This window comes from Pseudoalteromonas sp. PSi26 (assembly GCF_054960575.1).
Genome location: NZ_JBHNYT010000005.1, coordinates 174330 through 201296, shown reverse-complemented (window position 1 = coordinate 201296; position 26967 = coordinate 174330). Strand labels below are relative to the sequence as shown.

24 protein-coding genes are annotated in these 26967 nt (G+C 39.9%); 12 read left to right on the top strand and 12 right to left on the bottom strand.

All coding sequences use genetic code 11. From position 1 onward, the window contains the following. Positions 1–53: 53 nt before the first annotated feature. The 4 genes from ACFI34_RS07460 (at position 54) to ACFI34_RS07445 (ending at position 2007) form a co-directional block, all read left to right on the top strand. Positions 54–482: a hypothetical protein gene (locus tag ACFI34_RS07460; RefSeq protein WP_462673003.1), complete on the top strand. Its 429-nt coding sequence runs from the start codon at positions 54–56 to the stop codon at positions 480–482. A gap of 139 nt (positions 483–621) precedes the next feature. Continuing rightward, on the top strand, positions 622–930 hold the full coding sequence (locus ACFI34_RS07455; RefSeq protein WP_462673002.1) for a DUF1272 domain-containing protein: 309 nt from the start codon (positions 622–624) through the stop codon (positions 928–930). Between the two features lie 117 nt (positions 931–1047). Next, the gene (locus ACFI34_RS07450; RefSeq protein WP_462673001.1) at positions 1048–1431 is read left to right on the top strand and encodes a hypothetical protein; all 384 of its coding nucleotides are present in this window, start codon (positions 1048–1050) and stop codon (positions 1429–1431) included. A 180-nt stretch (positions 1432–1611) separates the two neighbouring features. After that, positions 1612–2007, top strand: coding sequence for a hypothetical protein (locus ACFI34_RS07445; protein ID WP_462673000.1), 396 nt, complete (start codon positions 1612–1614; stop codon positions 2005–2007). A gap of 32 nt (positions 2008–2039) precedes the next feature. Here ACFI34_RS07445 and ACFI34_RS07440 read toward each other — a convergent pair whose 3' ends face one another. The 5 genes from ACFI34_RS07440 to ACFI34_RS07420 form a co-directional block, all read right to left on the bottom strand. After that, entirely contained in the window at positions 2040–2495 is a 456-nt protein-coding gene (locus ACFI34_RS07440; RefSeq protein ID WP_462672999.1) for a GNAT family N-acetyltransferase, read from the bottom strand. 22 nt (positions 2496–2517) lie between these two features. Beyond that, positions 2518–3108, bottom strand: a complete 591-nt coding sequence (locus ACFI34_RS07435) for a DUF2238 domain-containing protein (RefSeq protein ID WP_462672998.1) — start codon at positions 3106–3108, stop codon at positions 2518–2520. Positions 3109–3209: 101 nt separating this feature from the next. Further along, complete coding sequence (locus tag ACFI34_RS07430; protein ID WP_462672997.1) at positions 3210–4001, bottom strand: SDR family oxidoreductase; 792 nt, start codon at positions 3999–4001, stop codon at positions 3210–3212. Positions 4002–4046: 45 nt separating this feature from the next. Then, a complete protein-coding gene (locus tag ACFI34_RS07425) occupies positions 4047–4550 on the bottom strand; it encodes an Mpo1 family 2-hydroxy fatty acid dioxygenase (protein ID WP_462672996.1) in 504 nt (167 codons plus the stop codon). A gap of 72 nt (positions 4551–4622) precedes the next feature. Continuing rightward, entirely contained in the window at positions 4623–5309 is a 687-nt protein-coding gene (locus tag ACFI34_RS07420; RefSeq protein ID WP_462672995.1) for a Crp/Fnr family transcriptional regulator, read from the bottom strand. A gap of 804 nt (positions 5310–6113) precedes the next feature. Here ACFI34_RS07420 and ACFI34_RS07415 point away from each other — a divergent pair. From ACFI34_RS07415 to ACFI34_RS07405, 3 genes are all read left to right on the top strand, one after another. Next, positions 6114–9083, top strand: a complete 2970-nt coding sequence (locus ACFI34_RS07415) for a TonB-dependent receptor (protein WP_462672994.1) — start codon at positions 6114–6116, stop codon at positions 9081–9083. A gap of 95 nt (positions 9084–9178) precedes the next feature. Beyond that, positions 9179–10729 (top strand): tryptophan halogenase family protein, encoded by a 1551-nt coding sequence (locus tag ACFI34_RS07410; RefSeq protein ID WP_462672993.1) that lies wholly within the window; start codon positions 9179–9181, stop codon positions 10727–10729. Next, entirely contained in the window at positions 10722–12209 is a 1488-nt protein-coding gene (locus tag ACFI34_RS07405; protein ID WP_462672992.1) for a tryptophan halogenase family protein, read from the top strand. The genes ACFI34_RS07410 and ACFI34_RS07405 overlap by 8 nt, the downstream gene beginning before the upstream one ends. Before the next feature lie 52 nt (positions 12210–12261). Here ACFI34_RS07405 and ACFI34_RS07400 read toward each other — a convergent pair whose 3' ends face one another. Beyond that, positions 12262–14829: a glycoside hydrolase family 3 protein gene (locus ACFI34_RS07400; RefSeq protein WP_462672991.1), complete on the bottom strand. Its 2568-nt coding sequence runs from the start codon at positions 14827–14829 to the stop codon at positions 12262–12264. Between the two features lie 225 nt (positions 14830–15054). On the opposite strand from ACFI34_RS07400, the gene ACFI34_RS07395 reads away from it, so the two are divergent. From ACFI34_RS07395 to ACFI34_RS07385, 3 genes are all read left to right on the top strand, one after another. Next, the gene (locus ACFI34_RS07395; RefSeq protein ID WP_462672990.1) at positions 15055–16383 is read left to right on the top strand and encodes a GH1 family beta-glucosidase; all 1329 of its coding nucleotides are present in this window, start codon (positions 15055–15057) and stop codon (positions 16381–16383) included. A gap of 32 nt (positions 16384–16415) precedes the next feature. Then, positions 16416–17936, top strand: coding sequence for an MFS transporter (locus ACFI34_RS07390; protein WP_462672989.1), 1521 nt, complete (start codon positions 16416–16418; stop codon positions 17934–17936). Between the two features lie 70 nt (positions 17937–18006). Next, positions 18007–19008, top strand: a complete 1002-nt coding sequence (locus ACFI34_RS07385) for a LacI family DNA-binding transcriptional regulator (protein ID WP_462672988.1) — start codon at positions 18007–18009, stop codon at positions 19006–19008. Here the strand turns inward: ACFI34_RS07385 and ACFI34_RS07380 are convergent. Next, positions 19005–19949 (bottom strand): LysR family transcriptional regulator, encoded by a 945-nt coding sequence (locus ACFI34_RS07380; RefSeq protein WP_462672987.1) that lies wholly within the window; start codon positions 19947–19949, stop codon positions 19005–19007. The genes ACFI34_RS07385 and ACFI34_RS07380 overlap by 4 nt on opposite strands. Positions 19950–20062: 113 nt before the next feature. Here ACFI34_RS07380 and ACFI34_RS07375 point away from each other — a divergent pair, with 113 nt between their 5' ends. Further along, entirely contained in the window at positions 20063–21010 is a 948-nt protein-coding gene (locus ACFI34_RS07375) for a sodium-dependent bicarbonate transport family permease (RefSeq protein WP_462672986.1), read from the top strand. 33 nt (positions 21011–21043) lie between these two features. Here ACFI34_RS07375 and ACFI34_RS07370 read toward each other — a convergent pair whose 3' ends face one another. From ACFI34_RS07370 to ACFI34_RS07355, 4 genes are all read right to left on the bottom strand, one after another. Further along, on the bottom strand, positions 21044–21571 hold the full coding sequence (locus ACFI34_RS07370; RefSeq protein ID WP_462672985.1) for a M23 family metallopeptidase: 528 nt from the start codon (positions 21569–21571) through the stop codon (positions 21044–21046). A 146-nt stretch (positions 21572–21717) separates the two neighbouring features. Further along, positions 21718–22125 (bottom strand): hypothetical protein, encoded by a 408-nt coding sequence (locus ACFI34_RS07365; protein ID WP_462672984.1) that lies wholly within the window; start codon positions 22123–22125, stop codon positions 21718–21720. Between the two features lie 307 nt (positions 22126–22432). Continuing rightward, entirely contained in the window at positions 22433–22837 is a 405-nt protein-coding gene (locus tag ACFI34_RS07360; RefSeq protein WP_462672983.1) for a hypothetical protein, read from the bottom strand. A 185-nt stretch (positions 22838–23022) separates the two neighbouring features. Further along, complete coding sequence (locus ACFI34_RS07355) at positions 23023–23778, bottom strand: alpha/beta fold hydrolase (protein WP_462673060.1); 756 nt, start codon at positions 23776–23778, stop codon at positions 23023–23025. Between the two features lie 258 nt (positions 23779–24036). On the opposite strand from ACFI34_RS07355, the gene sbcB reads away from it, so the two are divergent. Continuing rightward, entirely contained in the window at positions 24037–25482 is a 1446-nt protein-coding gene (sbcB, locus tag ACFI34_RS07350) for an exodeoxyribonuclease I (RefSeq protein WP_462672982.1), read from the top strand. A 566-nt stretch (positions 25483–26048) separates the two neighbouring features. Here sbcB and ACFI34_RS07345 read toward each other — a convergent pair. Next, positions 26049–26930 (bottom strand): NAD(P)-dependent oxidoreductase, encoded by an 882-nt coding sequence (locus tag ACFI34_RS07345; RefSeq protein WP_462672981.1) that lies wholly within the window; start codon positions 26928–26930, stop codon positions 26049–26051. Positions 26931–26967: the final 37 nt, after the last annotated feature.

Below are 26967 nucleotides of genomic sequence, written 5' to 3'. Positions count from 1 at the left end.
TAAAGCGCTCCTAAAATCCCCATATGTTAAGCGTTATAAGCACAGGGGAGCTCATGCGTAATACTCTAATTATGTTGTCTTTTTTAAGTTTCTCTAGTTTGGCTAGCGTAACCTCTACTGATATCGAATTAACTCCTGAAAAAGCATTTTGCTTAGGATTTACTTTAGATCGTCCAGGTGACGAATACGTTGGGTTAAATTACCCTAAAGTGATAAACCAAAAATGGGTTCCAGTATCAACGATGGTTGAATATAGTTTTAATCAAAATCCAATTTTCATAACGAGAACGAATTTTGATAAAACTAATAAACAAGAGCAGATGGTAATTCTTGGTTTTCACGAAACTATGCATTCAGGTGGCGATGCTGCGGTATCAATTACCTATCAATGTCTTGATAAATGTGGAACTGATTACTTAAAAAACTATACAGTACCGTCTATCGTCAAATATGTTCAAGCTAAGGTGCAACAGTGCTTATAACAAGCCGCTTTAGTTTGCTCACTGCGTTCGCCGGGACATATTCTTGCTGGCTCCCTGCGCTTCGCTTGTTATTATAGCCAGCAACAATCTGCCCCTAAGCGGGGCGTTATACGTTTAGTCTAAAATTACGGAAAATTCTATGTTAGAGCTACGTAAATCTTGTGAAAATTGTAATTGTGAATTATTGCCAAACAGCACTGAAGCGATGATTTGTAGTTATGAGTGCACATTCTGTAGATCATGTGTGGATTCAGTATTATTCAATGTATGTCCAAATTGTGGTGGCGGTTTTTGTAAGCGTCCAATTCGCCCTAAATCTAATCTTAAGGGCGGCAATTGTTTGGCTAATCATCCGCCGGTCGATAAAGTGGTTTATAAACCGGTAAATACAAATGAGCATTCAGTGTTTTCAAATGGTATAAAAGGTATACCTTCCAATGAGAGGTAAACGTATAACAAAGTATTCAATACGAAATTATAAGCTCCGCTCGTTTTTGGCGTTTCGCTTCGCTACACTATACGCCAAAAACGGCTCCGCTTATAATTCGCCTTAATACGGCGTTATATGCCTAAGATTATGAATCGATTATTAGTTTTACTATTACCAATGTTTATTGTTGGTTGCGAAATTGAAAATGACAACCGTATAGGTTTAGGAATGAAAGTGGATTTCCTTGTAACTTCAGAATACATGAAGTCTACATTTGAACATACTCAAAATACTCAAAACTTAATTACAAATGGCTCAAGTTTTTCTTTTGAACTCGATGAATATGAAGTCAATTTAACTATGTATGAGCAAACTGATATTAAAACTAGTTTTGAAATTGATATAGATGGCCAGCATTTAGATGAAGATATCGCTGTGTTTTATCGTAAAACTGACGCTCTTGCGAAAGCTTTTAAAAATAGCATAATTAAACACTGCTCTAATAAAAACGGCATATAATGAGGCGTTGAAGCTCTAGAATTACTCATTTAAAAAAACAGCCTGTTTTATGGGTTCCAAATAGCATTACCTAATGCTTTAAAAACATTTAGAGTTAATTACAGGAACCCTTTTTTAATTGAATTGGGCTGTTGAAGTTATTCTACAGTCTTATTATAAACCCTAAATAGAATCGAGTTTATGTCTCTGTTAATTTGTAAAAAATGTAATTCAACAATTACCGCAAGGATTAAAACACCCAACGCTAGGCAACGAAGTTATGTTTGTCCTGTTTGTGGTACTTCAATTCATACATTTAAGATTATTAATTATGTAATTGGTCTTACTGTTTTGTTCACGCTTTGGGTTATTTCATTTTTCTCTCATCACATAAGTGAGGGGAATTTTAAGTTTAACCAAGAGAATCAATTATCATTCATAGCCGTTATTGTACTAGTAACCTTTATTGGCTATGTTACTTACAGACGCTCCAAGGAAGTTGAAAAATCTAAAAAGTGGGTGCTATTTGGTAGTATTGCAGGGTTATTACTTTTAAATGAAATTCATACAGCAGCTTTAAGAGTTTGGGGCCTGTAAGGAGTTTAAAAAAACATTGCTCTTCCTCTCGCTTAATTGGCCTCACTATTATTTTCATCATACACATTTACAGGATTAATTTGCATTAGCTGTGCGGGGTTTTCAATTGGTTTAAACCCATATTGTGCATACAAGCCATGCGCATCCGATGTGGCTAATAAAAAGCGCCTCAGCCCTTGTAGCTCAGGGTGTTCTACTATCGTTTTAATAAGTAATTTACTCAGGCCACACCCTTGCAGGTGAGGGGTAATAAATACGTCTGCTAAATAGGCAAAAGTAGCGTTGTCGGTAACTACCCGCGCAAAACCAACTTGCTCGTTATGAGCGCTGTAAACGCCAAAGCACATTGAGTTATCAATCGCTTTTTGCATAACGCTTTTAGGTATGCCTTTTGCCCAGTAACTATTAGCAATAAAGTTATAAATAACGTTAAAGTTAAGCTTAGACTTGTCTGAACTAATTGTGTACTTGTAAGGTTGTTGAGTCATTTTTAACTATCCAGTGAAGTATTTAATAGTTTTTTACATACTTTAACTGTGTATCGTGTAGTTTTGAAAGCAGCAGTAACGAACAAATAGCACCAAATAACGCTAATGCCATATCAGACTGTGTATCCCACACATACCCTTGCGTCCCTAAAAATGCCTCAGCGTTTTCACCGGTCAGTACTGCCACCCACCACTCTATTAATTCGTAAAACGCACTAAACGCCAAACTGACAGATATAACAAATAAAGTTAACCAACCTCGGCCATTCACAACCTGCTTTCGCAGTAGTATTTCGCGTGCTAGCAAAGCAGGCACAAACCCCTGAAAAAAGTGCCCTACTTTGTCATAGTTATTGCGTTCGCTGCCAAATAAATTATCAAATAAAGGCACTTCCGCATAGGTATAGTGGCCCCCCACCATCAGCACAATACAATGCACTAAAATAAAAAAGTACAACAAAGTGGTTAGTTTAAAATGTTTATACGTGCTTGCTATAAGTGCTAATCCAATCACTGCGGGGATAACTTCAAGCAGCCAAGTAAATTGATCTTTAGGGTTAATGCCAGACCAAATTAATACACCAAAAAAAAGGCTAAGCCATGCAAATTTCACGAGTATCCTTACCTTATTTATTTAATTTTAATACAGTCTACCTTTTCAATATTAACAAAACCACCACCTGTTATTGGCTCAATTAATAGTAAACAGTACTCTTATCTATAGTTAGTTTTAGCCGTTAACCGATTAAATAAAGTAGGGAAAAACCGTTTTATTGTTGGTGCCCAACCACTTAACCCTTGCCCTACAATAACTTCATCTTTTTTGTTGGCAATTGCTTTAATCATTTTTGCAGCAGCATCAGATACAGCCATGCCGTTTTCAATTGATTCTTCGGGTTTATTTTGTGCAACGCCATGCTCGTTTAACGAGTTATGCGCAATTGCTGTTTTTATCGAACCTGGGCAAATCGTTAAACAATGAATATTATGCTCTGCTACTTCTGCTCGCAGGCAATCCATAAATCCTACAACCGCATATTTTGATCCTGAATAACCCGTTCTAAACTTTGAGCCAACTTTTCCTGCCACACTACTAATAGCCACAATTGAACCGCTTTTTCTTGCAACCATTGAGGGTAATATTGCTTTTGTCAGTGCTATTAAACCAAAATAATTAACTTCCATAAGCTGGCGGTATACATTAAAGTCGTTTTCTAAAAATAAACTGCGCTGCGACACCCCGCCATTATTTATTAAAATATCTATAGCGGGTATGTCATCAATTTGTGAATTCACTGAACTAAGCACTTGCTCTGGGTTTGCTAAATCAAGCGGTATAATTAAATGTCCGTCACCTTCAAGCGTTGCTTTTACCTCAGTGAGCTTTTCAACATTGCGGGCAGATAAAATAACGCATGCGCCTAGCTTTGCAAATTGAACGGCAAGCTCTTTGCCAATACCTGACGATGCGCCGGTGATCCACACTGTTTTATTATTAAAATTCATAGGCACCTCTTTGCTCAATGAAGCTGTTGATTTGAGTAAGTGAATTTACGCCTTTGTTGGCCCTGCAATATTGTTCACTTCAATTTCGAGCTGTTTGTAAAAGCCCATTAAAAATAATAATTCAACGGTTACGTACAATGGGCCAATAATTAAGCCTATTAAATCATCAACAAACGCAGGCTTTTTACCTTCATAATAATGCCCAATAAACTGCAGCACCCAACCAAAAACAAATACCCCCACGCCAATACTTAACCAAGGCCAAAAAGCCATAGCCGCTATTGGTTGCGCCGCTAAAAGTAATAAAGTAAACAAAACGCCCATTATTAACCCAAGCGACACACTTAACATTAAGTAATACACCACGCTTGAAAAAACAAAAAGCTGTGCACCATCAATAAGTAAGCTGCCAAGGGGTAACTGAATACGCGCTAATAAGCACAGCACCGCAAATACAATAAGCGGAATACCAAAAAAGTGAGTTAAAACATTGCGTTTAGAGCGGTGGTACAAACCGTATGTGCCCAGTTGTTGTTGTAGGGTTTTCATGTATGTGCCTTTTATTGTGTTTTTTACACTATATCAGGCTTTTAAAATATTACTCTGTCGGGTAGCCGACATTTACAAGTTGCAAAGTTGTTCTAACGCATTTGGATTTAAAATAGTTACTTTGTTATAACCAAGCTCAATTAGATCTTGAGAGGCTAGTTTTTTAAGTATTTGATTGGCGGTTTGGCGTGTTAGGTAGGTCATATCAGCTAATTGCTGTTGCGATAAGTTAAGGATATGGCCATGAGCGTTGGCTAAATGAGCACACAGTAATAAAAGTCGCTTTGCTACACGCTGATCCGCGCTTAATAGAGCGTGATCTTCCATTGTGGTAAACATAACCCGCAGTTTTTGGGCTAGCAACTGGCCAAAATCTTGCCAGTAATGCGGATGCTGATTTAACAATTGCTCTAGTGCGCGCTGCGAAATAAAACATAGCGCAACATCTGTTTGTGCATAAACATCGTGGGTTCGAACACCTTGGTCAAACAAAGTAACTTCGCCAAACCAAAGCGAGGCATCAATAAAACTTAGAACCGCTTCTTTACCATTGTTACTTACACCGCTAATGCGCATAACGCCGCTCAATACAGCATAAATACCGTTGTGTTTATCGCCCCGTAAAAAAAGTGATTGATGCGCACTCAGGGTTAAGCACTTTGCGTTGCTTAATAAAAACTGCTTTAAGTATTCGTCTCGCTCACAAAACCAGTGGCCTTGAGTAATTACATTAAGTTGTGCTTTGGTTAATCCGCTCATTACATTGTACTTATATGAGTTTGTTGCTCAACAGCTAACGCTTTTGGCAGGTCTAAATTACTGGCTATTACAAAGTCGTTGTAAGCTTCATTATCCGAAAAAACTCCGCAATAAGTGATTTGTTTTTATATACATTTGCAGTAACCCCCTTACCCATGCCATCAAAATTTATTATGACGTAGTAATGATCTTTATAAAAAAACAAAATGCTCTAACCTACTTTGCCTATTTGTCGATAGTTGCTACCAAACGGTTGTGCTTAAGTAGCTGTGTATTCTAAACCTATGTTAAGCAAAGTACCACAACGATAGGTAATTGCAGCGTTATCATTAGCCACACATACCGATAATACAGTTGGAGTTTATGTAGGTGTATAGGTTACTTTTTCACTTGGGTTTCGTACTGTCTTTTGTATTTTATCGTTTATATACGTTGTTTCGCTGTGGTTACAGTGACTAGGTATTACCCCTTCTATCAGCCCATCGGCTTCAACTTACTTTTAAAATATCCCAAATTTTACCTTCGCCTTGTTATCAAATACAAAGAACTAGGAGATAAATTAAAGTGACCGCTCTTTTTTCTTGGGTATAAAAACAAAAATAAAACAATTTGTTCTCATTTTGTTAAAACAAATATTGACCCATTAAGAAAATTAAACTAGCATTTCTGGAAGCGCTTCCATGTAGGTGTTTTTTAATTGCCTTTTCTGGAAGCGCTTCCACACATTTGACAATGTTAATATTTACACAATAACAGCCGTACACAAGCTGTTAATAATAATGATAAAAGTACGAGGGAAAACATATGGCTAACCATATTGTGAAAAAAACAAAGATAGCGACCAGCCTATCTCTGATTTTAAGCGCATCTGTATCTTTACCGTTGCTTGCACAAGAAGAAGCGAACCAAGATGTTGAAGTAATTCAAGTCACAGGCTTTAAAAGCAGTATCAAAGAATCCACTCGATTAAAACGCGACGCAGCAGGTGTAGTAGACGCCATTTCTGCTGAAGATATAGGTAAATTCCCTGATACCAACTTAGCCGAATCGCTGCAGCGTATTACGGGTGTATCGATTGATCGCTCAAACGGTGAAGGTTCTAAAGTGACCGTCCGTGGTTTTGGCCCCGATTACAATATGGTAACCCTAAATGGTCGCACAATGCCTGCAGCATCACTTCCTGCAGGTGGTGGCACTCCCAACTCTCGTGCATTTGATTTTGCAAATTTGGCATCTGATAGCGTTAAATCAGTTGAAGTATATAAAACAGGTAAAGCAAGTATTGCCTCAGGTGGTATTGGTGCAACTATCAATATTAATACTGCCCGCCCATTAGATAACCCCGGATTTATTTCAAGTATTGGCGTTAAAGCACTTCACGATACAACTAATCGCGTAGGCGATGACATTACACCTGAGCTGTCGGGTATTATTAGCTGGACCGACAGCGAAGCTAAATTTGGCGCATCGTTAACTGCAAGCATGCAACAGCGCGATAGCTCATCAACAGGTGCATTTGTAAATCAGTGGAATACATCTGCTTTTGACGGCACTATTCCTCAAGCGGCTGACGATATTGTACTTACTAACGCACCAGAGATTGGCCAGCTTTATTCAATGCCATCAGACTTACGTTACACTATTGCTGACAGAGAACGTTCGCGTACAAATGCGCAATTAACATTTCAATACAGCCCTATTGATGATTTAACTGCAACACTTGATTACACCTACTCTAAGCAAGATTTATTTGAAGCGCGTGCCGAACAGTCTCTATGGATGGACAATTACAAAAGTGCGTTAACCTTTGATGACAACACCGTTAAAACACCTATTTATTATCGAGAAGAGCGCCGCGATCTACAAACGCGTGATTTAGGCTTAGCATTGCAAGAGTTAAATCAAGTAAATAAAAATGACTCAATAGGGTTAAACCTTGAGTATTATTTTAACTCTGAGCTGAGCTTTATGTTTGATGCGCATAATTCAAAAGCCACAAGTAAACCTGATGCCCCCTACGGCAGCTGGGTTAATACAGGCCTTGGTGCAAATGTTATTAATGCACAAGAAGTAGACTTTAGCCGCGAGCTTCCTTCTATGATTATTGATTTTAACGATTGTCGACGCGCGAACTTAAACTGTAACAATACGCTCGACCCTGCAGATGTAGGTACCTCGATATCAGATTCTAATTTTGCTAGCCAAGAATCTGAAGTAAACGAATTTAGGCTTCATGGTAAATATGAGCTTGAAAACGGTGTAATTGACTTTGGCGTAGAGTCTCGCTCTATGGAAAGCCATTCACTGCAGTCGCTTACTCGTAACACGATGGGAAACTGGGGAGTTGAAAACCCGGGTGAGCTTCCGGATGGTTACTTAAACCCTACCAACTTTTTAGCTGAGTTTGACGATTACGATACATCAGGGTCATTTAATCAAGGCTACACAGGTAGCGCTTCACAAATAGGTTATTGGGCAGGCGAGCAATACGGCTTTAATTTTGCAGCAGATGGCGCTTTTGCAACAAATCGCACCATAGAAGAAGATATAACCGCAGCCTTTGTTCAGTTCACTTATAAAGGTTATTTTAATGATATGCCTTACAACATCGTTGTTGGCGCACGTCACGAGTCAACTGATATTACTTCAACGGCTAATATCGACCTGCCAAATGCCATTGCTTGGGAAGGCAACAACGACTTTAACGTTCGCTTTGGCTCAGATAAACAAGATTTCACTCTAAAATCTAGTTACGATCACTTTTTACCCAGCTTAGACTTTGACATAGAAGTCATCGAAAACGTTAAAGCGCGTTTTTCTTACAGCACAACAATTGCCCGCCCAACGTATGATAACTTAAGCTCTGCCGCTACTGTGGGCGTACCAGGAGCGCCAACAATCTTGGCAGGTTCGTCACCAGCAACAGCGTCAACAGGTAACCCAGGTTTAGTGCCGCTTGAATCAGATAACATTGATGTATCGGCAGAATGGTATTTTGCAGAAACAAGTTATGTATCGGTAGGTTACTACACAAAAGATATCGAAAACTTTATTGGTTTAACACCAATGACACAAAATTACTATGGTTTACGCGATGCTACAGCGGGCCCTCGCGCGCAAGCTGCCATTGCAGAGCTTGAAGCCCGTGGGCTTGCAGTTACAGATTCAAACTTATTTCAAATGGTTGCGGCCACCGAAAATGGGGTAGATTTTGATTCTATGACTTACGAGGAATTTGAAGCGGCGTACGATGTTATTGCTAACAGCGATGACCCACTACTCGATTTCACTGCACAAGTACCAACCAATAATAAAAGCGCCACCATAGATGGTTTTGAAATTGCATTTCAACACTTTTTTGGTGAAAGCGGTTTTGGCGTTCAAGCAAACTACACTACCGTTAATGGCGATATAAACTTTGATGTAAATGCTAACCCTTCTACAACCCAGTTTGCACTGGTAGGGCTAAGTGATACAGCTAATTTTATTGCCATGTACGAAAACGATGACTTTCAAGCCCGCATTGCCTATAACTGGCGTGATAAGTTTTTAAATAGCGCTGCGCGTTACGTTAACGAACCTGGTTTTACTGAAGAGTATTATCAAATCGACTTTAACGTTGCGTATAACTACAGCGAACAGCTTTCGTTTTTTGTTGAAGGTATAAATATTACTGAGCAAAACAGCCGCGAACATGGCCGTACATCAGTGCAATTATGGAACTTACAACAACTAGGCGCACGCTACAATATTGGTATGCGTTACAACTTCTAAAGGTAATACCAAGCAAAGCCGTTAGTTTTTACTAGCGGCTTTTTTGTATTTAAAACGATATAGTTTACGTGTTATCAAGTTTAGGGTTTTAACTCATGACCAAACCAGTCAAAAAAATAGTCATTTTAGGTGGTGGTACAGCCGGCTGGCTAAGTGCGGGTTTATTAGCTGCTGAGCATCCACATTTGAGTGTCACGCTAATTGAGTCAGCAAATGTACCAATACTAGGTGTAGGCGAAGGCACGTGGCCTTCAATGCGAAATACGTTACAGCGTATTGGCATTAAAGAAATTGATTTTATAACCCAGTGCGATGCCACCTTTAAGCAAGGTTCTAAATTTATAAATTGGCGCAACCTAAGTAAGGGAGAAAACTACTACCACCCTTTTATGGACCCTCAAGGCTACGAGCAAACCAATTTACACGCAAGTTGGCAACGTATTGCACCTAACCAAAAGTTTGCTGACGTTGTTAATATGCAAAGTTTTGTATGCCAAGCTGCACTTGCACCAAAACAATTACAAACACCCGAATACGCAGCGGTCACCAACTATGGCTATCATTTAGATGCAGGTAAATTTGCTGAATTTTTAAAAAATCACTGCGTTAAAAGCCTAAACGTTACACATATTACTGACGATGTAACCCACGTTATTAACGACGAGCATGGCTATATTGCCTCATTAAAAACAAATAAAAATGGCGATATAACAGGTGATTTATTTATAGATTGCTCAGGCTCTCGTGCGCGTTTAATTGGTGAGCATTTTAATAGTGAGTTTATAGCGCAAGATCATATTTTATTTAACAACAGCGCTGTTGCAGCGCAAGTACCTAATGCACACATCAATCAGCCAATTGCCTCTGCAACGCTCTCTACTGCGCAAAGTAACGGCTGGATTTGGGATATAGCCCTACCAACACGCCGTGGCACAGGTTATGTATTTAGTAGTAAATACCAAAGCGATGAAAGCGCAACTGATACTTTAAAAAGCTACATAGCTAAAAGTACTAGCGAGCAGCAAGCTGAGCAGCTTAATTATCGTGTATTAAAATTCAGCCCTGGGTACAGGCAAAATTTTTGGATTAAAAACTGTGTTGCCGTGGGTATGTCGGCTGGATTTTTAGAACCACTTGAAGCCTCTGCACTTGCCATGGTTGAACTTTCAATTAGTATGCTGAGCGAGCAACTACCACAAAACCGCACGCATATGAGCCAACTTGCAAATCGCTTTAACAGTCGTTTTAGCACGCGCTGGCAACGTGTTGTCGAATTTTTAAAACTCCATTATGTTTTAAGCGAACGCGACGATACCCCTTACTGGCAAAACATTCGCGATTTAACAACTGCACCAGAGCGCCTACAAAACTTACTTAAACTTTGGCAATTTCAGCCCCCTAGCCGCTTTGACTTTATTGAAAACGAAGAAGTATTTTCATCAAGTAGTTACCAGTATGTTTTATACGGCATGGGCTTTAATACACAAACACCTCAAACACACAATGCGTTTACCAGCGCTCAAGCTGGCGATTATTTTTATCAGCAAAACCGTGAAAAAATAGCGCAGTGCTTAAATGGACTGCCAAGTAATCGCGCGCTTTTAAATTATCTTTTATCAAATAATAGGCAGCCACATAATGACTAAAACAAATGCTGTTAAAAATGTAGTAATAGCGGGAGGCGGCACTGCAGGCTGGATGGCTGCGGCTGCACTTGCAAAATTAATTGGCAAAAATATACACGTTACCCTTGTTGAATCTGACGATATTGGCACTGTAGGCGTTGGCGAGGCAACAATTCCGCCTATTCGTACGTTTCATAAATTGCTAGGTATAAATGAGCAATCTTTTATGAAAGCCACTCAAGCAAGCTTTAAATTAGGTATTAGCTTTGAAAACTGGGGCGATGAAAACACGCGTTATATTCACTCATTTGGCGTAACGGGCAAAGAATGTTGGGCGGGTGAGTTTCATCACTTTTGGCTACAAGGCCAAACTTTAGGAATACACAACCCATTTGGCGATTACTGTTACGAGCTGCAAGCGGCTAAAGCCGGTAAATTTGCGTTTAACCAACAAAATCCTATTAACTACGCCTACCATATGGATGCTACCCGCTATGCGCTGTTTTTACGTGAATTTTCAGAGCCATTAGGTGTAAAGCGTGTTGAAGGTAAAATACAAAAAGTAGTAAAAAATGCTAAAACAGGCCACATAGAATCATTACTTTTAAATAGTGGCGAGCAAATAAACGGCGACTTTTTTATAGATTGCACCGGCTTTAGAGGCTTATTGATAGAGCAAGCATTGCATACAGGCTACGAAGATTGGTCGCACTTATTACCATGCAATAGCGCCATTGCAGTACAAACAAAATCAACAAGCGATACCGTATTGCCACTTACCCGCTCTATTGCCCATAAAAGCGGTTGGCAATGGCGTATACCGCTGCAAAACCGTGTAGGCAACGGATTAGTGTATTGCAGCCAATATATGGATGATGCACAAGCCAAAGCGCTCTTATTAAATAACATTGAAGGTGAAGCGCTTACTGAACCCCGTGTTATTAAATTTAAAACTGGACGGCGCTTAAAAGGCTGGAACAAAAACTGCCTAGCGCTTGGCCTTGCTAGCGGTTTTGTAGAGCCACTTGAGTCCACCAGCATTCACTTAATTATGTCGGGTATTATTCGCTTTATGCGTTTATTTCCGTTTAATGGCATAACCAATCACGCTATTGACGAATACAATAAACAGCTTAAAAGCGAAATTGAAAATATTCGCGACTTTATTGTGCTGCACTACAAAGTAACTAATCGCGATGACAGTGAGTTTTGGCAGCATTGTAGCGCCATGGAAGTGCCAAAAACACTTCAGCATAAAATTGATTTATTTAAGCAAACAGGCCGTGTATTTTTAGACGATGGCGACATTTTTAGAGTCGATTCCTGGGTGCAAGTTATGCTTGGACAAGGTGTTGGGCCCGAACAACACCACTTAATAGCCAGCATGATGAGCGACGAAGAACTCACCCGTTTTTTACACGGTATTAAACAGCAAATAGAACAGCGCGTAAGCGAATTACCACCCCATCATGAGTTTTTAAAGCACTATTGCCCTGCATGAAAAAAGCCCTTAAAAAAGGGCTTTGGGTACACACAACAATTTTTACACTTTATTATTCACACTTAATCTTGGCACTTTTAGCGTTTTGTGGTTCAAAGCCAATATCTGCAACTGAAACGCTAAGCTCTCCTGCCGTTTTAATAATAAAAGGGCTGGTTACTCTGGCAAAATCAACGCCCTTTTTAGCAAAACACGTTAAATCTATACTCATGGTTTGCCATGTATTTAAGGCTGAATTTTCAAGCTCATTGGTAATATTAAGCTCGCCACCACAGCCTTGCTCGCATTTCATACCTAGTTGTATTTGCTCTGTTGGCATTGTATTTATTTTATAGCTAAAACTAAGCGTTGAGTTGGCCTCAATATAAGCTACTTTGTCTTCAGTAAAGTTACTGTTAATTTCGATATAGCTTGTGCTAGAGCCTGTAAAATTAAACGCCATAGCATCTTCTTGAATGGTTTTATCTTCAGTACGATAGGTAATGCCGCCAAGCTTTACACTGTTGCTGGCCACTTGATGCTGCTGGTTATTAGAGTTTAAAAACAAACGCCACGGCGTTTTAAAGCTGCCATTAAATATAGACAGTGGCGCAAGGTTGCTTACATCAACACCTGAGTCTTCATTTAGGTTATTGGCAAGGGTACTTTTATCTTTATAGCTTAACCCAAATCCATAAGGTAGTAGCGGTGCATAATGTTCATCGCCCTTATTTACAGACGTTTGTACTGGTGATTTAGGCCAAGAGAACGATAACTTACCTTTAAAGTCATGTTGTACTTTCCCTTGTTTATCGCTTAGTAATACATCAGCAATACCTTGGCCTTCAGTGCCAGGAAGCCATGCAGCTACAAACGCATCAGATGCATTTAGCTCGCTATTAACCCACATTGGTCTGCCCGATATAAACACAGATACAACCGGTATATTTTGCTGTTTTACTGCTTTTAATATTTTCAGTGAGCGTTTATTACCTCGCTCAAATTCAAGGTTATCTTTATCGCCATGCCCTTCTGCGTATGGCTCTTCGCCAAATACAACAATGGCTACATCGGGTTTAGTATCAAACGTACCATTTGGACTTAAAGTAGCGTTGCCGCCAGCAGATTCTATTTGCGCTTTTAATCCGGCATAAATAGACGTTGCCCCAGGGAAATCTGCGTTTTGATTATTAGTTCCCTGCCACGTAATACTCCAACCGCCCGATTGTTTACCAATATTATTGGCCGCATCGCCTGCTATAAGTATATTGCTTGATGGGTTAATCGGTAATATGTGGTTATTGTTTTTAAGCAGTACTAAAGACTCTTGCACCGCTTGGCGGGCAATATCACGATGTGCTGGCGCACCAATTAGTGCTAATTTACCTGAAAATTTACGCTTAGCGGGGCTAGGTTTTTCAAATAAACCTGCGCGTAATTTAACACGTAAGATACGCGCGACGGCATCATCTATTCTAGCCATAGGAATAGTGCCCGCTTTTACTTGCGCTATTGTATTGTTATAAAGTTCTTTCCAAGCACCTGTAGGCACCATAAAAATATCAAGCCCCGCATTGACCGCTTGTGGGCAGCTTTCGTTAGTACATCCGGCAACTTGCCCGTGCCCGTTCCAATCTCCCACTACAAAGCCATCAAAACCCATTTTGGTTTTGAGTACATCAGTAAGTAGGTATTTATTGCCGTGATTTTTTTTACCATGCCAGCTATTAAACGACGCCATAACAGACTGGCTACCTGCCGTTAAGCCACCTATATAACCTTGCGCATGTATGTTGTACAAATCTTTTTCAGTATCAATATTATTACCTTGATCGTCGCCATTCACTGTACCGCCATCACCTAAAAAGTGCTTAACAGTGCTAATTACGCGTTTATCACTTAAAAAGTCGCCATCGGCTCTACCTTGTAAGCCATTTACAACAGCGGCTGAATACTCGCGAACAATTGCAGGGTCCTCTGAATAGCCTTCGTAAGTTCTGCCCCAGCGGTCATCGCGCACTACAGCTACGGTAGGTGCAAACACCCAATCAATACCTGTAGCCATTACTTCTACCGCTGTTGCCGCTGCAATTTGCTCTATAAGCGCAGGGTTATTAGCAGCGCCCAAACCAATATTATGTGGAAATAACGTCGCACCAATGACGTTATTATGTCCATGTACGGCATCGGTGCCCCACATGGTAGGGATTTTACTACCATCAAGCGCATCATCAACCGATGCTTGATACATACTCTCTGCAAGCGCTACCCAGTCAGCAGGAGTAGCATGCTTATTAGCATCAGGAAACGAGCCTCCCCCATTTAAATAAGATCCAAACCCATATCTACGCATATCTTCGACGGTTATATCGCGAATTTCTGGTTGGATCATTTGCGCTACTTTTTGTTCAAGTGTCATCGACTCTAAATAATCGGCAATTGTATTTTCAATCTCGGCGCTTTTTTGTACTTTGCTTTTAAGTTTTGGCCAAAGTGTTATATCGCCCTGCTCATGCTGCGAGGCGTTAATATGATTGTTAAAACCTTGCGTTTGCTGTTTATCACAGGCTGTTAAAACGCATATTCCTCCCACTAAAAGGGGAAGTATTTTTAATGCTTTTGTGTTTAAGCTTTTTTTCATTGTTATGGCCCTGTGTTGTCTGGGTGTGTTTTTATAATGTAATTTGCTTATTTAAATATAACTATTGACCTGTTTAAAAATAGCCACTAACCTAAATATGAAAGCGCTTCCTGAAAGTTATTAAATACTATACCTAGCGATTAATCAAATTAATTATGGAAGCGCTTCCAATTTTTTACTTTATAAAAGCAAATTTACTAAAAATAAAGCAGGGGTTTTCGCTTAATGAAACAATTATCTTTACCTAGTGGCTCACCACTTTTAGCCAAACACTTTACTTATGGTGTGGCCACAGCGTCTTTTCAAATTGAGGGGGGCGTAGCAGATCGTCTCCCCTGCATTTGGGATACCTTTTGTAGTAAAGAAGGTAAAATTGCTGATAATTCAAATGGTGATGTTGCCTGTGAGCATTACACCCGTTGGCAAGACGATATAGATTTAATTGAATCATTAGGTGTAGACGCCTACAGGCTTTCTATTTCTTGGCCGCGTGTAATGACCAAAACAGGTCATTTAAACCCTAAAGGCGTTAAGTTTTACACCGATATTTTAGATGAGCTAAAACGTCGTAATATTAAAGCATTTGTTACTTTGTACCACTGGGATTTACCACAACATATTGAAGACGAAGGCGGCTGGCTTAACCGAAACACGGCTTACGAATTTGCACATTACACAGATTTAATTACCCAAGCCTTTGGTGAACGAGTACATTCTTACGCAACACTAAACGAGCCATTTTGTAGCTCTTATTTAGGCTACGAAATTGGCGTACATGCCCCCGGTATTGTAGGGCGAGAATACGGGAGAAAAGCTGCCCATCATTTACTACTTGGCCACGGATTAGCGATGCAAGTACTTGCTAAAAATAGCCCTAATTCACTCAACGGTATTGTGCTTAACTTTACACCTTGCTACCCAGTTACCCGTTGCGAAGAAGATTTAAACGCCACTGCATTTGCTGATGACTACATAAATCAATGGTATATGCAGCCAGTAATGCAAGGTCAATATCCTGATATTATTAACCAATTACCTAAAGCCCAGCGCCCTGATATTTTACAAGGCGATATGGAGATTATTGCACAGCCACTTGATTATTTAGGCGTTAATTTTTATACCCGCATGCATTATCAAGCAAGTAAAACAGATTTTTATCATGAACTGCCACACAAAGCACCAATGACCGATATTGGCTGGGAAATTTACCCTAAAGCACTGACAGAATTACTTGTATCGTTAAACGAAAAATACACCCTACCGCCTATTTATATTACCGAAAACGGCGCAGCAATGGCTGACGAATTAAAAAACGGTGAAGTAAAAGACACCGATCGTATTGACTACTATCACGAACATTTAAACGCTCTACATAATGCAACAGTACAGGGCGTTAAAGTAAATGGTTACTTTGCGTGGAGTCTTATGGATAATTTTGAATGGGCAGAAGGGTATTTAAAACGCTTTGGTATAGTACACGTAGACTACAACACACAAAAACGAACTGTTAAAGCCAGTGGTAAAGCGTACACTAAACTCATAACAAGCCGATAAATTATCGGCTTATAACAATAAGAACACACACTGTGAACAAACTCCCTTTATACGAAAAAGTCGGTTATGCCATGGGTGACGCGGGTGCTAATTTAGTATGGCGCGGCGCATTGGCCTATTTAGCGGTATTTTATACCGACACCTTTGGCATATCGGCTGCAGCGGCCGCTATGCTGTTTTTAGTGGTTAGATTATCTGATGGTGTAACCGATATAATTATGGGCATGATTGCCGATAGAACGCAGTCACGCTTTGGAAAATTTAGGCCATGGATACTCTACTCTGCCCCCTTTTTGGGTTTGTTTATGGTGCTATGTTTTACTACACCTAATTTTAGCGAAACTAATAAACTCATTTATGCCTACGTTACTTATATTGGTTTAACACTTGCTTATACAGTCAGTAACGTACCCTACTCTGCACTTATGGGTGTAATGACCCCTAACGATACTGAACGCACCAAGCTATCAGGATTTAGATTTGCTGGCGCTTTTGGTGGAGGATTATTAGTAATGGGCTTTTTACCGGAACTTGTCGCTTATTTTGGAGGCGGTAATGACGCCAAAGGCTACCAACTCACTATGTACTTATTCGCAAGTTTACTTATTGCACTTATGGGTATTACCTTTGTAAGCACTAAAGAGCGTGTAATAGCGCCAGCTTCAGAGCAAGGGTGTTTAAAATCTGAACTATATGATTTAACTAAAAACCTGCCATTTATAATATTACCTTTGTTATCAACAACGCTGTTTTTTTATTATCGCGATTTATACAGCGGATTATTTTTTGCTTTAATTATGGTGGCAATGACTATTGTTATAAAAAAACTACTTAATAAACAAAACCTAACCGGTTCGCAGCGCGATATGGTCGATTTACTAACAAATAAACCGTGGTTAGTTTTATTGGGTATTGGCTTTTTAACCATGATGTTTAACGGTATAAAATACGGTGTTATTGCTTATTACTTCAAGTACCACGTTGCTGATGAACTCATGGCTGGCCAATACTTTATTGCCTTATTAATAGTCTCTATTTTTGGTGCACTTGCTACAGGCAAGCTGGCTGAAATTATGGGCAAACGCAATTTATTTATTGCATCTTTATTGCTAAGCGGCTTACTAACCACTGCATTTTATTGGGTGCCTAGCAATAATATTGTCGCTGTATTTACGTTTGGCTGCGCGGCTGAGTTTTTTGCCGCTATGATGCCCACTTTGTTTTTTAGCATGCTGGGAGATTCTGCCGACTACTCAGAGTGGAAAAATAAACGCCGTGCTACTGGGCTTATTTATTCAGCAGGTACCTTTGTGCAAAAAACGGGTGGTGGTTTTGCCGGTGCACTTGTATTAGTGGTACTTGCAGGCTATGGCTATAACGGTATGGATGAGCTTACAATTAACCAAGCCCTACCCGCTATGCAGTTACTAATGAGCTGGATCCCTGCTGCTTTTGCTTTTTTAGGTGCCGCGTTGATGCTTATTTATCCGCTTACACCTGCAATAACCCAAAAAATAACAGAAGATTTAGCAATTAGGCGCAGTAATGTGTAAATTAACCTTTAATCACAATTTATGTTTTATAAATTTCATTTAAAACAAATGCGTACAAGCTAGGATATAAATGGCGACTATTTATCAAGTATCAGAAATGGCAGGTGTGTCTTTATCAACTGTATCTAGGGTGCTTAACGACAACGACTACGTAAGTAAAAAAACTAAAAAAAAGGTGCTGGAAGCCATGAAAGAGCTAGGCTATCAGCCAAGCTCTATTGCACGCTCTTTAGCATCGAGCCGTACTAACAGTGTAGGCATTTTAGTGTCTGAGTTAGACGGCCCGTTTTTTGGACAAATGATGTCAGCCATTGAAGAGCAATTACGCATAGCGGGTAAACACGTGATTATTACCCCCGGCCACAGTGATGAAAAAAAAGAAAAAAACGGTTTTGAATTTTTAATTAGCCGTAATTGCGACGCCATTATTGCTCACGTAGAAGCGGTATCTAACGAGTATTTAATTGAACTCAGTAAAGGTAAAACCCCTATTTATTTAATGAGTCGCTACGTTAAAGAAATAGAGCAAAACTGCATTAGTCTCGATAATGTTATGGGTGGCTACCTTGCAACAAAAGCTATGATTAACAAAGGGCATAAACAGATTGCTTATATTGCCGGTCCACAGTTTAAAGAAGATGCCTCTGATCGTTTAAAAGGTCACAAAAAGGCGCTTGCAGAATATAACCTCACCTTTGACGAAAGCTTATATTATGTGGGCGACTTTAAAGAAACCGGTGGCAGCGATGGCCTGCGTCATTTTATTCAACATAAAGCGCAAATTACGGCTCTTGTGTGTGCCAATGACGAAATGGCATCAGGTGCAATGAAATACGCCCGCGAGCATGGCTTTAATTTACCTAAAGATTTAGCAATAATCGGGTTTGATAACGTTATTTTTACCAATTACCTTTACCCTACGCTTACCACAATAGATAACCCAGTACCCGAAATGGGCCGTGCAGCAGCAAATTTAGTGCTTAAAGATATTTATCAAAAAAGCGGCATAAAGGTTACTCAGGTGTTTGAGCCTAAGCTAATTTTAAGAGACTCAACCCCGGATATAAATTAATTTAGTTGCAAATTTTCTAACTCGTTTCGTACCCACTGCGAATCGAGGTATTGCTCTAAATGTTGCTGTGCAAATTTTAAAAAGTTTCGCGCAGCATGCGATATATGCCTGTCGGTTCGCATAACAAAATACCAATGGCTAGCTAAATGAGTATCGGTAACAGTTAATACCTTAAAGCTTGCATCGTCTTTTGCGAGTACATGGCGAGATAAAACGGCTATTCCCATACCCGACGACACCGCAACTCTAATTGCTTCGTTGCTGGCCATTTGCACTGAATCACTCAGTACTAAACCACGGCTTTGTAGCTCGCTTTCAAATAACATGCGCGTTGCCGAGCCATTTTCACGTAATAAAAATCGGTACTGCATTAAGTCGCTGAGCTTTACTGACTCTACTTGTGCAAGCGGATGATTAACCGGCACAATAAACTCAAGCGGATTATGTAAAAAACGTGCAGCTTGCGCATGTTCAAGCGATGGAGGATGGCTGAATACGTAAATATCGTCTTCACCACGCTCAAATCGGTTTAGCACTGCTGCACGGTTACCAATTTCAAGTGGAAGCTCTACATGCGGGTGTAAATTACTATAAGGTCCCAATAACTTAGGCAAAATATACTGTGCGGTATTGACCATGGCTATTTTACACCTACCTCGCTCACCACCATTTAGTTCTGTTAAAAAGTCTTGGTAATCTTCAAAATGGCCAAATACTTGCTGACACGTTTTATATAGCTCAAGTCCAGCTTCGGTCACATGCATTTTTTGGTGATGCATAACCATTAACGGCTCAGCTACGGCTTCTTGTAAGCGTTTAATTTGCAGCGATACAGTGGGCTGAGTTAAGTGCAATCGCCTCGCGGTTTCACTAATTGAGCCTGTTTTTACTACACTCATAAACACTTCGAGCAACCTAAATGAAATATGTCGTAAATCCACAATTACCACCTATAGATAATTACCTATACCTAACTAGTATTTATTTTATTATTTACTATACAAAGTTTTAAATACAATAGCGCTACTTAATTTAATATTTAAAAGGAAAAGTTGTGCCTGATATAGTTGTTATGTTTTTTATTTTAGGGTTAGTAGCGGGAATATTACGCTCTGATTTAACCATCCCTAAAGCAACCTATGAAACACTAAGCTTATTACTCATGCTAACTATTGGTTTAAAAGGCGGCATGGTACTTCACGGCAATTTAAGCTGGCAACTACTACCAGAAATGGGCACAGTGATGCTATTAGGTGCACTTATTCCGCTAATGCTGTACCCCATTTTAAAATATGTTATTAAATTATCGGTGGCTAACAGCGCCAGTATTGCGGCGCATTATGGTTCGGTGAGTGCAGGTACGTTCGCAGTTGCATTGGCGTATGCCGAATCTGCAAATTTAGCCGTTGGCGCTGAAGTAACGCTCTATTTAGTTATGCTAGAGCTTCCCGCTATTATTGTTGGCTTATTGCTTTACCGCAAGCTTGATAAAGAAACAGGCCAAACACGTACTCTCTCATTAAAAGCGCTCTGGCACGAAACCCTCACTAACAAAAGTGTTATTTTATTAGTGGGTGGTGTAATTATTGGCATGATGTACGGCACATCGCAAGGCAGCCAGGTTACCAGCTTATTAACAAGCAGTTTTAAAGTAGTGCTCGCTTTATTTTTACTAGAAATGGGATTAGTTGCTGCACAAACACTGCGCCCTTTCCCATGGCAACATTGGAAATTAGCGACTTTTGCTATTATTACCCCGTTATGTTTAGGCACAGTAGGTGTGGGCGTAGGTACTGTATTAGGATTAGAACTTGGTTCAGTGGTTATACTAGGTAGCCTAGTAGCCAGTGCCTCTTACATTGCTGCACCTGCAGCAATCAAAGCCGCTATTCCCAAAGCCGATATAGGCCTTGCCATGCTTAGCTCGCTGGGTGTTACTTTTCCGTTCAATGTAATAGTAGGTATTGGCCTTTACCACCAGCTTGCCGTCGCTATTCAATAACTAACATTTAGCGCGGTGACTTGCCACTGCCCATTACCGACTAATCAGTTTTGTATGTGGGTTGATATAAAACATTCTTTTCCAACCTTGGCTTTCACTTGTTGCAAGCCAAGGTAGTGGAAATAAAGACACAATTGAATAATGAACATGAGGTGGCTTACCTACTGCATTTCCTGTGCTACCCAGTAAGCCAATATTTTCATTTAGCTTTACAACGTCACCTTCACTTACAGTGTAGTTACTTAAATGTGCTAAATAATGAATTCGCCATTTAGGCCCAAGTATAACAACCACCTTACCGCCTCTTTTAAGCTCTCCACTAAACACAACAAGCCCGTTAACGGGTGCAACAACATGCGTATTTTTCTTACCAAAAATATCAATACCTTTATGAACCCCTGACTTACCCCATGGCTCATACCAAAAAGTAGTATGATTCCAATCGTTGAGTGTTGCCCCCAATACGGGATTAGCTATTTTTTCAGGCAAAGCAAACACGGCGAGTACTAGGGTTAATATAATAATGACTAAGGTGAGTAGTAATATTTTTATGGGCTTCAAAATAGGACTCTGCTTTGAGTTAAACAATTAAATGTATTATTAACCCGCAATGATGAATAGGTAATGAGCACTTTAAAAAACAGTAAACACAAAAAAGCCGATGCAAGATCACTCTCACATCGGCTTTTTCTCTATGATAATACTTATTATAAAGAAAGCTCTTCTTTAGCACGTGTTAAATTGTGCGACACCATTGTACTGTTAGACATTGATTTAGCTTCGTATAAATCAGCAAGACCAGCTGTTTCGTTGTTCGCTTTTAAACGCGCTATACCGCGGTTGCTTAACGCGAATGAAGTCAACTGGCGTACTTTAAATCGAGGTGCATCTGCATCTTTTAAAAGTGCGATAGCTTTAGTACAAATAGCTTCAGCCTGTGAATAGTTTTTTGACTTAACATTCAGTGCGCAGTTGTTAAACGATTGCTCAAGTGGCTGCGGCGCAGTTTGCGCTTCAATAACCATTAATTTATAGTCACTTGAATCAGCCATTACAGCTGCAGAGCAAGTTAATAATGAGCCAAGAGCGATGGTTTTTAAAAGTGTACGTTTCATGGTTTGCCTTTCCTAATTAAGTGAGTCGTGCTTGTTGCCGACAACTTAACTTTAGAGTAAAAGCTCAAACCTCACAAACGATAAAAACAAACTCAATAAGTGAATAAAATTAACCTATAGACTTTAGTCTAACGTCATTATAAATATACCAACTTTTTTAGGTACTTACATTTAATAAACTATGGGTAATGCGATTACTCTTAGCAATAAGAACGTAATCGTACAAACTACAATAATGCTGATACAAAAAAACCCCAGCAGGTTAAACCTAGCTGGGGCTTTTTTTTAAAATGTGCTCGCTAAAAGCTTATAAAGAAAGCTCTTCTTTAGCGCGATTTAAGTTGTGCGATACCATAGTGCTGTTAGACATTTGGTTAGCTTCGTACAAATCGGCTAATGCAGCTGTTTCGTTATTAGATTTCAAACGCGCTACACCACGGTTACTTAGTGCGTATGAAGTAAGCTGGCGTACTTTAAAACGTGGTGCGTCAGCATCCTTTAAAAGCGCAATTGCTTTAGTACAAACTTCTTCAGCTTGTGCATAGTTTTTTGACTTAACATTAAGTGCACAGCTGTTAAAAGATTGCTCAAGTGGCTGCGACGCTGTTGCAGTTTCAATAACCATTAATTTGTAATCACTTTGATCAGCCATTGCAACAGCTGAACAAGTAAGTAAAGAGCTAAGAGCGATAGTTTTGATAAAAGTTTTCATGGTCATAATCCTGTTTGGTTAAGTCGTGCTTGTTGCCGACAACTGAACTTTAGAGAATTCCCATAAAAACGACAAACGATAAAAACAAACCTAATAAGTGAAGAAATCTAACTTATAGACTTTAGTCTAATGCCGACCATTAATTTCGAAAATTGATATTTATCAAAACAACCAAAAATTTAAACTTATTGAGTGCGTTCAAGTAACTTAACTATTTGGGTTACAACCATTTCTGGCTCATCACTTTGTGGATAGTGATAGCTTTTATTTGTTATTACTATTTCACCTTGAGGAAAGGCATTAGCCCACTTTGAATGTAAGTCGCCCCACATTTCACGCGCTTTGTCGGTAAAAAATAATACAGATGGCTTTTTATACTTTTTAACGGAGGCGATAACAGTCACGGGGATATCAGCAATTTGAGGGTAATCAGGTAGCGGGCGTTTTGCCCAAAAATCTAAATACTGATTCGACATGCCATTTTTCATATCATCGAGCTTTATTGCAGCAATTTCTTTTTCAGCGCGGGGCAAATCAATTGCGCGCATAATATCTACATCGTGCTCTGATGCATGCTCAATTAACATTAACTCTTTAATCTGATTAGGGTATTTTGCAGCAAATACACGCGCAATATAAGCACCATAAGAATGGGCAACGTATACAACAGGCTCTTCTACTTTCAGTGCTTTGAGTAATAACACAACTTCAGCAGCGTATTCTTCTGAGCTATAGTTTCTCTTTATTTGTGCAGAGCCACCATTACCAATACGAGAATACCGTATAACTTTACCGTGCTTGGTAAGTGATTCAAAAACCGGGTCCCAATCACTTAAACCAGCAGAACCACCCGCTTCAAGTAAAATAGTATGTTTACCTTCACCTGCTAATTCGTATTCAACGTCAAAGCCATTTATTTGAACCATAGCCGTACTGGCCATTAAACCGTGTGGGATGAAAAGCGAATAAAAAATGATTGCGGTAAAAAGTATTCTCATCATATTTTTTTCTTAAGTTAATTTAAAAAACACCTTATGCGATATTAAATATGACTTCCAGCGGCAATAGTTAAAATTTCTAAAGTTTAAATTAAGGTCCCTATAAACTCCCTCGCCCATATGCCATAATCTAAATAATTCATTATTTTAGTAACTTGGCGCATATTTAGGCGTTTTTAAGTTAACTACTCAGGGTTTACTATGGCATATCAAGAGCAAAATCAAGCAACAATCTATTGGCACGATTATGAAACTTGGGGGGCGAGCCCTCAAAAAGATAAGCCGAGCCAGTTTGCAGGTATTCGTACCGATCTTGATTTAAACATTATTGGCGAGCCGCTTATTGAATATTGTAAGCCGCAAGCGGATTACTTACCCCACCCTGAGGCATGTTTAATTACCGGTATTACGCCACAAGTGGCGATGAAAAAAGGCTTGGTTGAGGCTGAGTTTATAGCAAAAGTTCATGCCGAATTTAGTATGCCAAACACCTGTGTGGCTGGTTATAACAGTATTCGGTTTGATGACGAAGTTAGCCGTTATAGCTTTTATCGTAACTTTTACGACCCGTACGAGCGTGAATATAAAAACAATAATAGCCGCTGGGATATTATTGATTTAGTACGTGCTTGCTATGCGCTACGCCCTGAGGGTATTGAATGGCCGCTAAAAGAAGACGGCAGCCCGAGCTTTAAACTAGAGCACTTAACGGTAGCTAATGGCATTGAACACGCCGCTGCGCACGATGCGCTAAGCGATGTGACAGCCACTATTGCACTGGCTAAGCTAATAAAAGAAAAACAGCCTAAGCTCTATAACTTCTTTTTTGGGCTGCGGAATAAAAAAGCGCTTGGCGAGTTGGTTGATGTATTTAACATGACGCCGCTGGTACACACATCATCGCGTATTCCTGCAACGCAAGGTTGTACAACGTGGGTGGCGCCTATGAGCTTTCATCCGGTAAATAAAAACGCCGTTATATGTTTTGATTTAACCCAAAACCCGCAAGTATTGCTTGATTTAAACGTAGAAGAGTTACGTAAACGTTTATACACAAAACGCGTTGATTTAGTCGAGGGTGACTTACCTGTTGGCTTAAAACTGGTGCATTTAAACAAGTGCCCTATTTTAGCGCCTGCTAAAACGTTATTACCTGAAAACGCAGCCCGTTTAGGCATTGACCGCGAGCAATGCCTGGCTAATTTAGCTATTTTAAAAGCCAATACCGAGCTTCGCGATAAAGTCACCGAGGTGTTTAACGAAAAAGGCGATTACAGCGCGACCACTAACGTTGATTACTTACTTTACGATGGCTTTACAAGCCACGCCGATAAAGCTAAATTTGCGATTATTCGCGATGCTAAGCCAGATGAACTAGCAGGCTTAAATTTAGATTTTGAAGATAAAAAATTCAATACATTACTGTTTAGATACCGCGCACGAAACTGGCCAGAAACGCTCAACCAGCAAGAGCTTGATCAATGGCGCCAGTATTGCCAAAACAAGTTAATGCACGGGGAAGATCAACCCTCAATTAGCGCACAAGATTTTATGATCACCCTTGAAAACTTGGCCCATGAACACGACGACAGCGAAAAGAACCTCACCATTTTAAAGGCGCTATATAACTACGCGCAGAGCATGTAATTTGCTTTAAATTTATTTATATAGCGCATATAAAAACGCGACGCTTTAATTACTAAAGCGTCGCGTTTTTGTTTAAATTATTATGGGCTTCGCCCATCACGCAAGCAAGCTTCGCGTCTACAAGTAAAACCCATATCTACACCATCGCGGTAGACGTAGAGCTTGCTCACGTGAAAAGCGTAGCTTTTAAGATAAAAACATTTGCACAAAGAGGAATAAATGAGGAGTAAATGAGCAAACATAAGCCACAAACAGCTTTTAATTAATCTTTCCCTCTAAAAGCGCAGCGCCTCTTACCCTCTTCGTAAATAAATCACTTTACGGGCTTTGCCCATCACGCAAGCTTCGCGTCCACAAGTAAACCCACATCTAAACCAGCGCGGTAGGCGTAAAGATTGCTCACGTGAAAAGCGAAGCTTTTAATTGCTAAAATAAAACACAACCCACAAAGAAAAGATAATGAGGAGTAAATGATAAAACATAAGCCAATAATAACTTTGCCTAATCACTTCCTCTAAAAGCGCAGCGCCTCATATTCTCTTTGTGAATCATTCACTTTAATTACATTATTTTTTATGCAGCGCCTCTATTCGTGCAAGTAGGCTTGAAGTGTCGTATCGGCCGCCGCCAAGCGCTTGCACATCAGCGTAATATTGATCGACCGTTGCAGTCATTGGTAACGTTGCGCCGTTGTTTTTAGCCTCATCAAGCGCAATGCCTAAATCTTTGCGCATCCAATCTACCGCAAAGCCAAACTCGTATTCGCCTGCCCACATTGTTTTGTAACGGTTTTCCATTTGCCACGACCCTGCAGCACCTTTAGAAATGGTTTCAATTACTTTTTCACCATCAAGCCCTGCTTGCTTAGCAAAATGTAAGCCCTCGGCTAAACCTTGCACTACGCCGGCAATACAAATTTGATTAACCATTTTACAAAGCTGGCCCGAGCCTACACTGCCTAACAATTGGCTGAAACGGCTAAACGCCGCCATTACAGGCTGTACTTTTGCAAATACAGCTTCATTGCCACCAGCCATTACCGTTAAAACGCCATTTTCTGCACCGGCTTGTCCGCCAGACACTGGCGCATCGATAAAGTCAATATTTTGCAGCGCCGCTTTTGCAGCTACTTCGCGGGCAACTTCTGCAGAGGTTGTTGTGTGATCAACTAATATGGTATGCGGTAACATACCCGCCAAAACGCCATTGTCACCATAAACTACAGAACGTAAATCGTCGTCGTTACCCACACACATAAATACAATATCAGCGCCTTGAGCAGCTTCGCGTGGGGTATCTGCAACGCTTCCTTTGTATTGTTCAGCCCAACTTTGCGCCTTTGATTGCGTACGATTAAATACACATACGCTATGCCCTTTATTGGCTAAATGCCCCGCCATTGGGTAACCCATTACGCCTAAACCTATAAATGCGACTTTCATTGACATAAAAATGACCTATTTAACTGCTAACTTAGAAACTAGG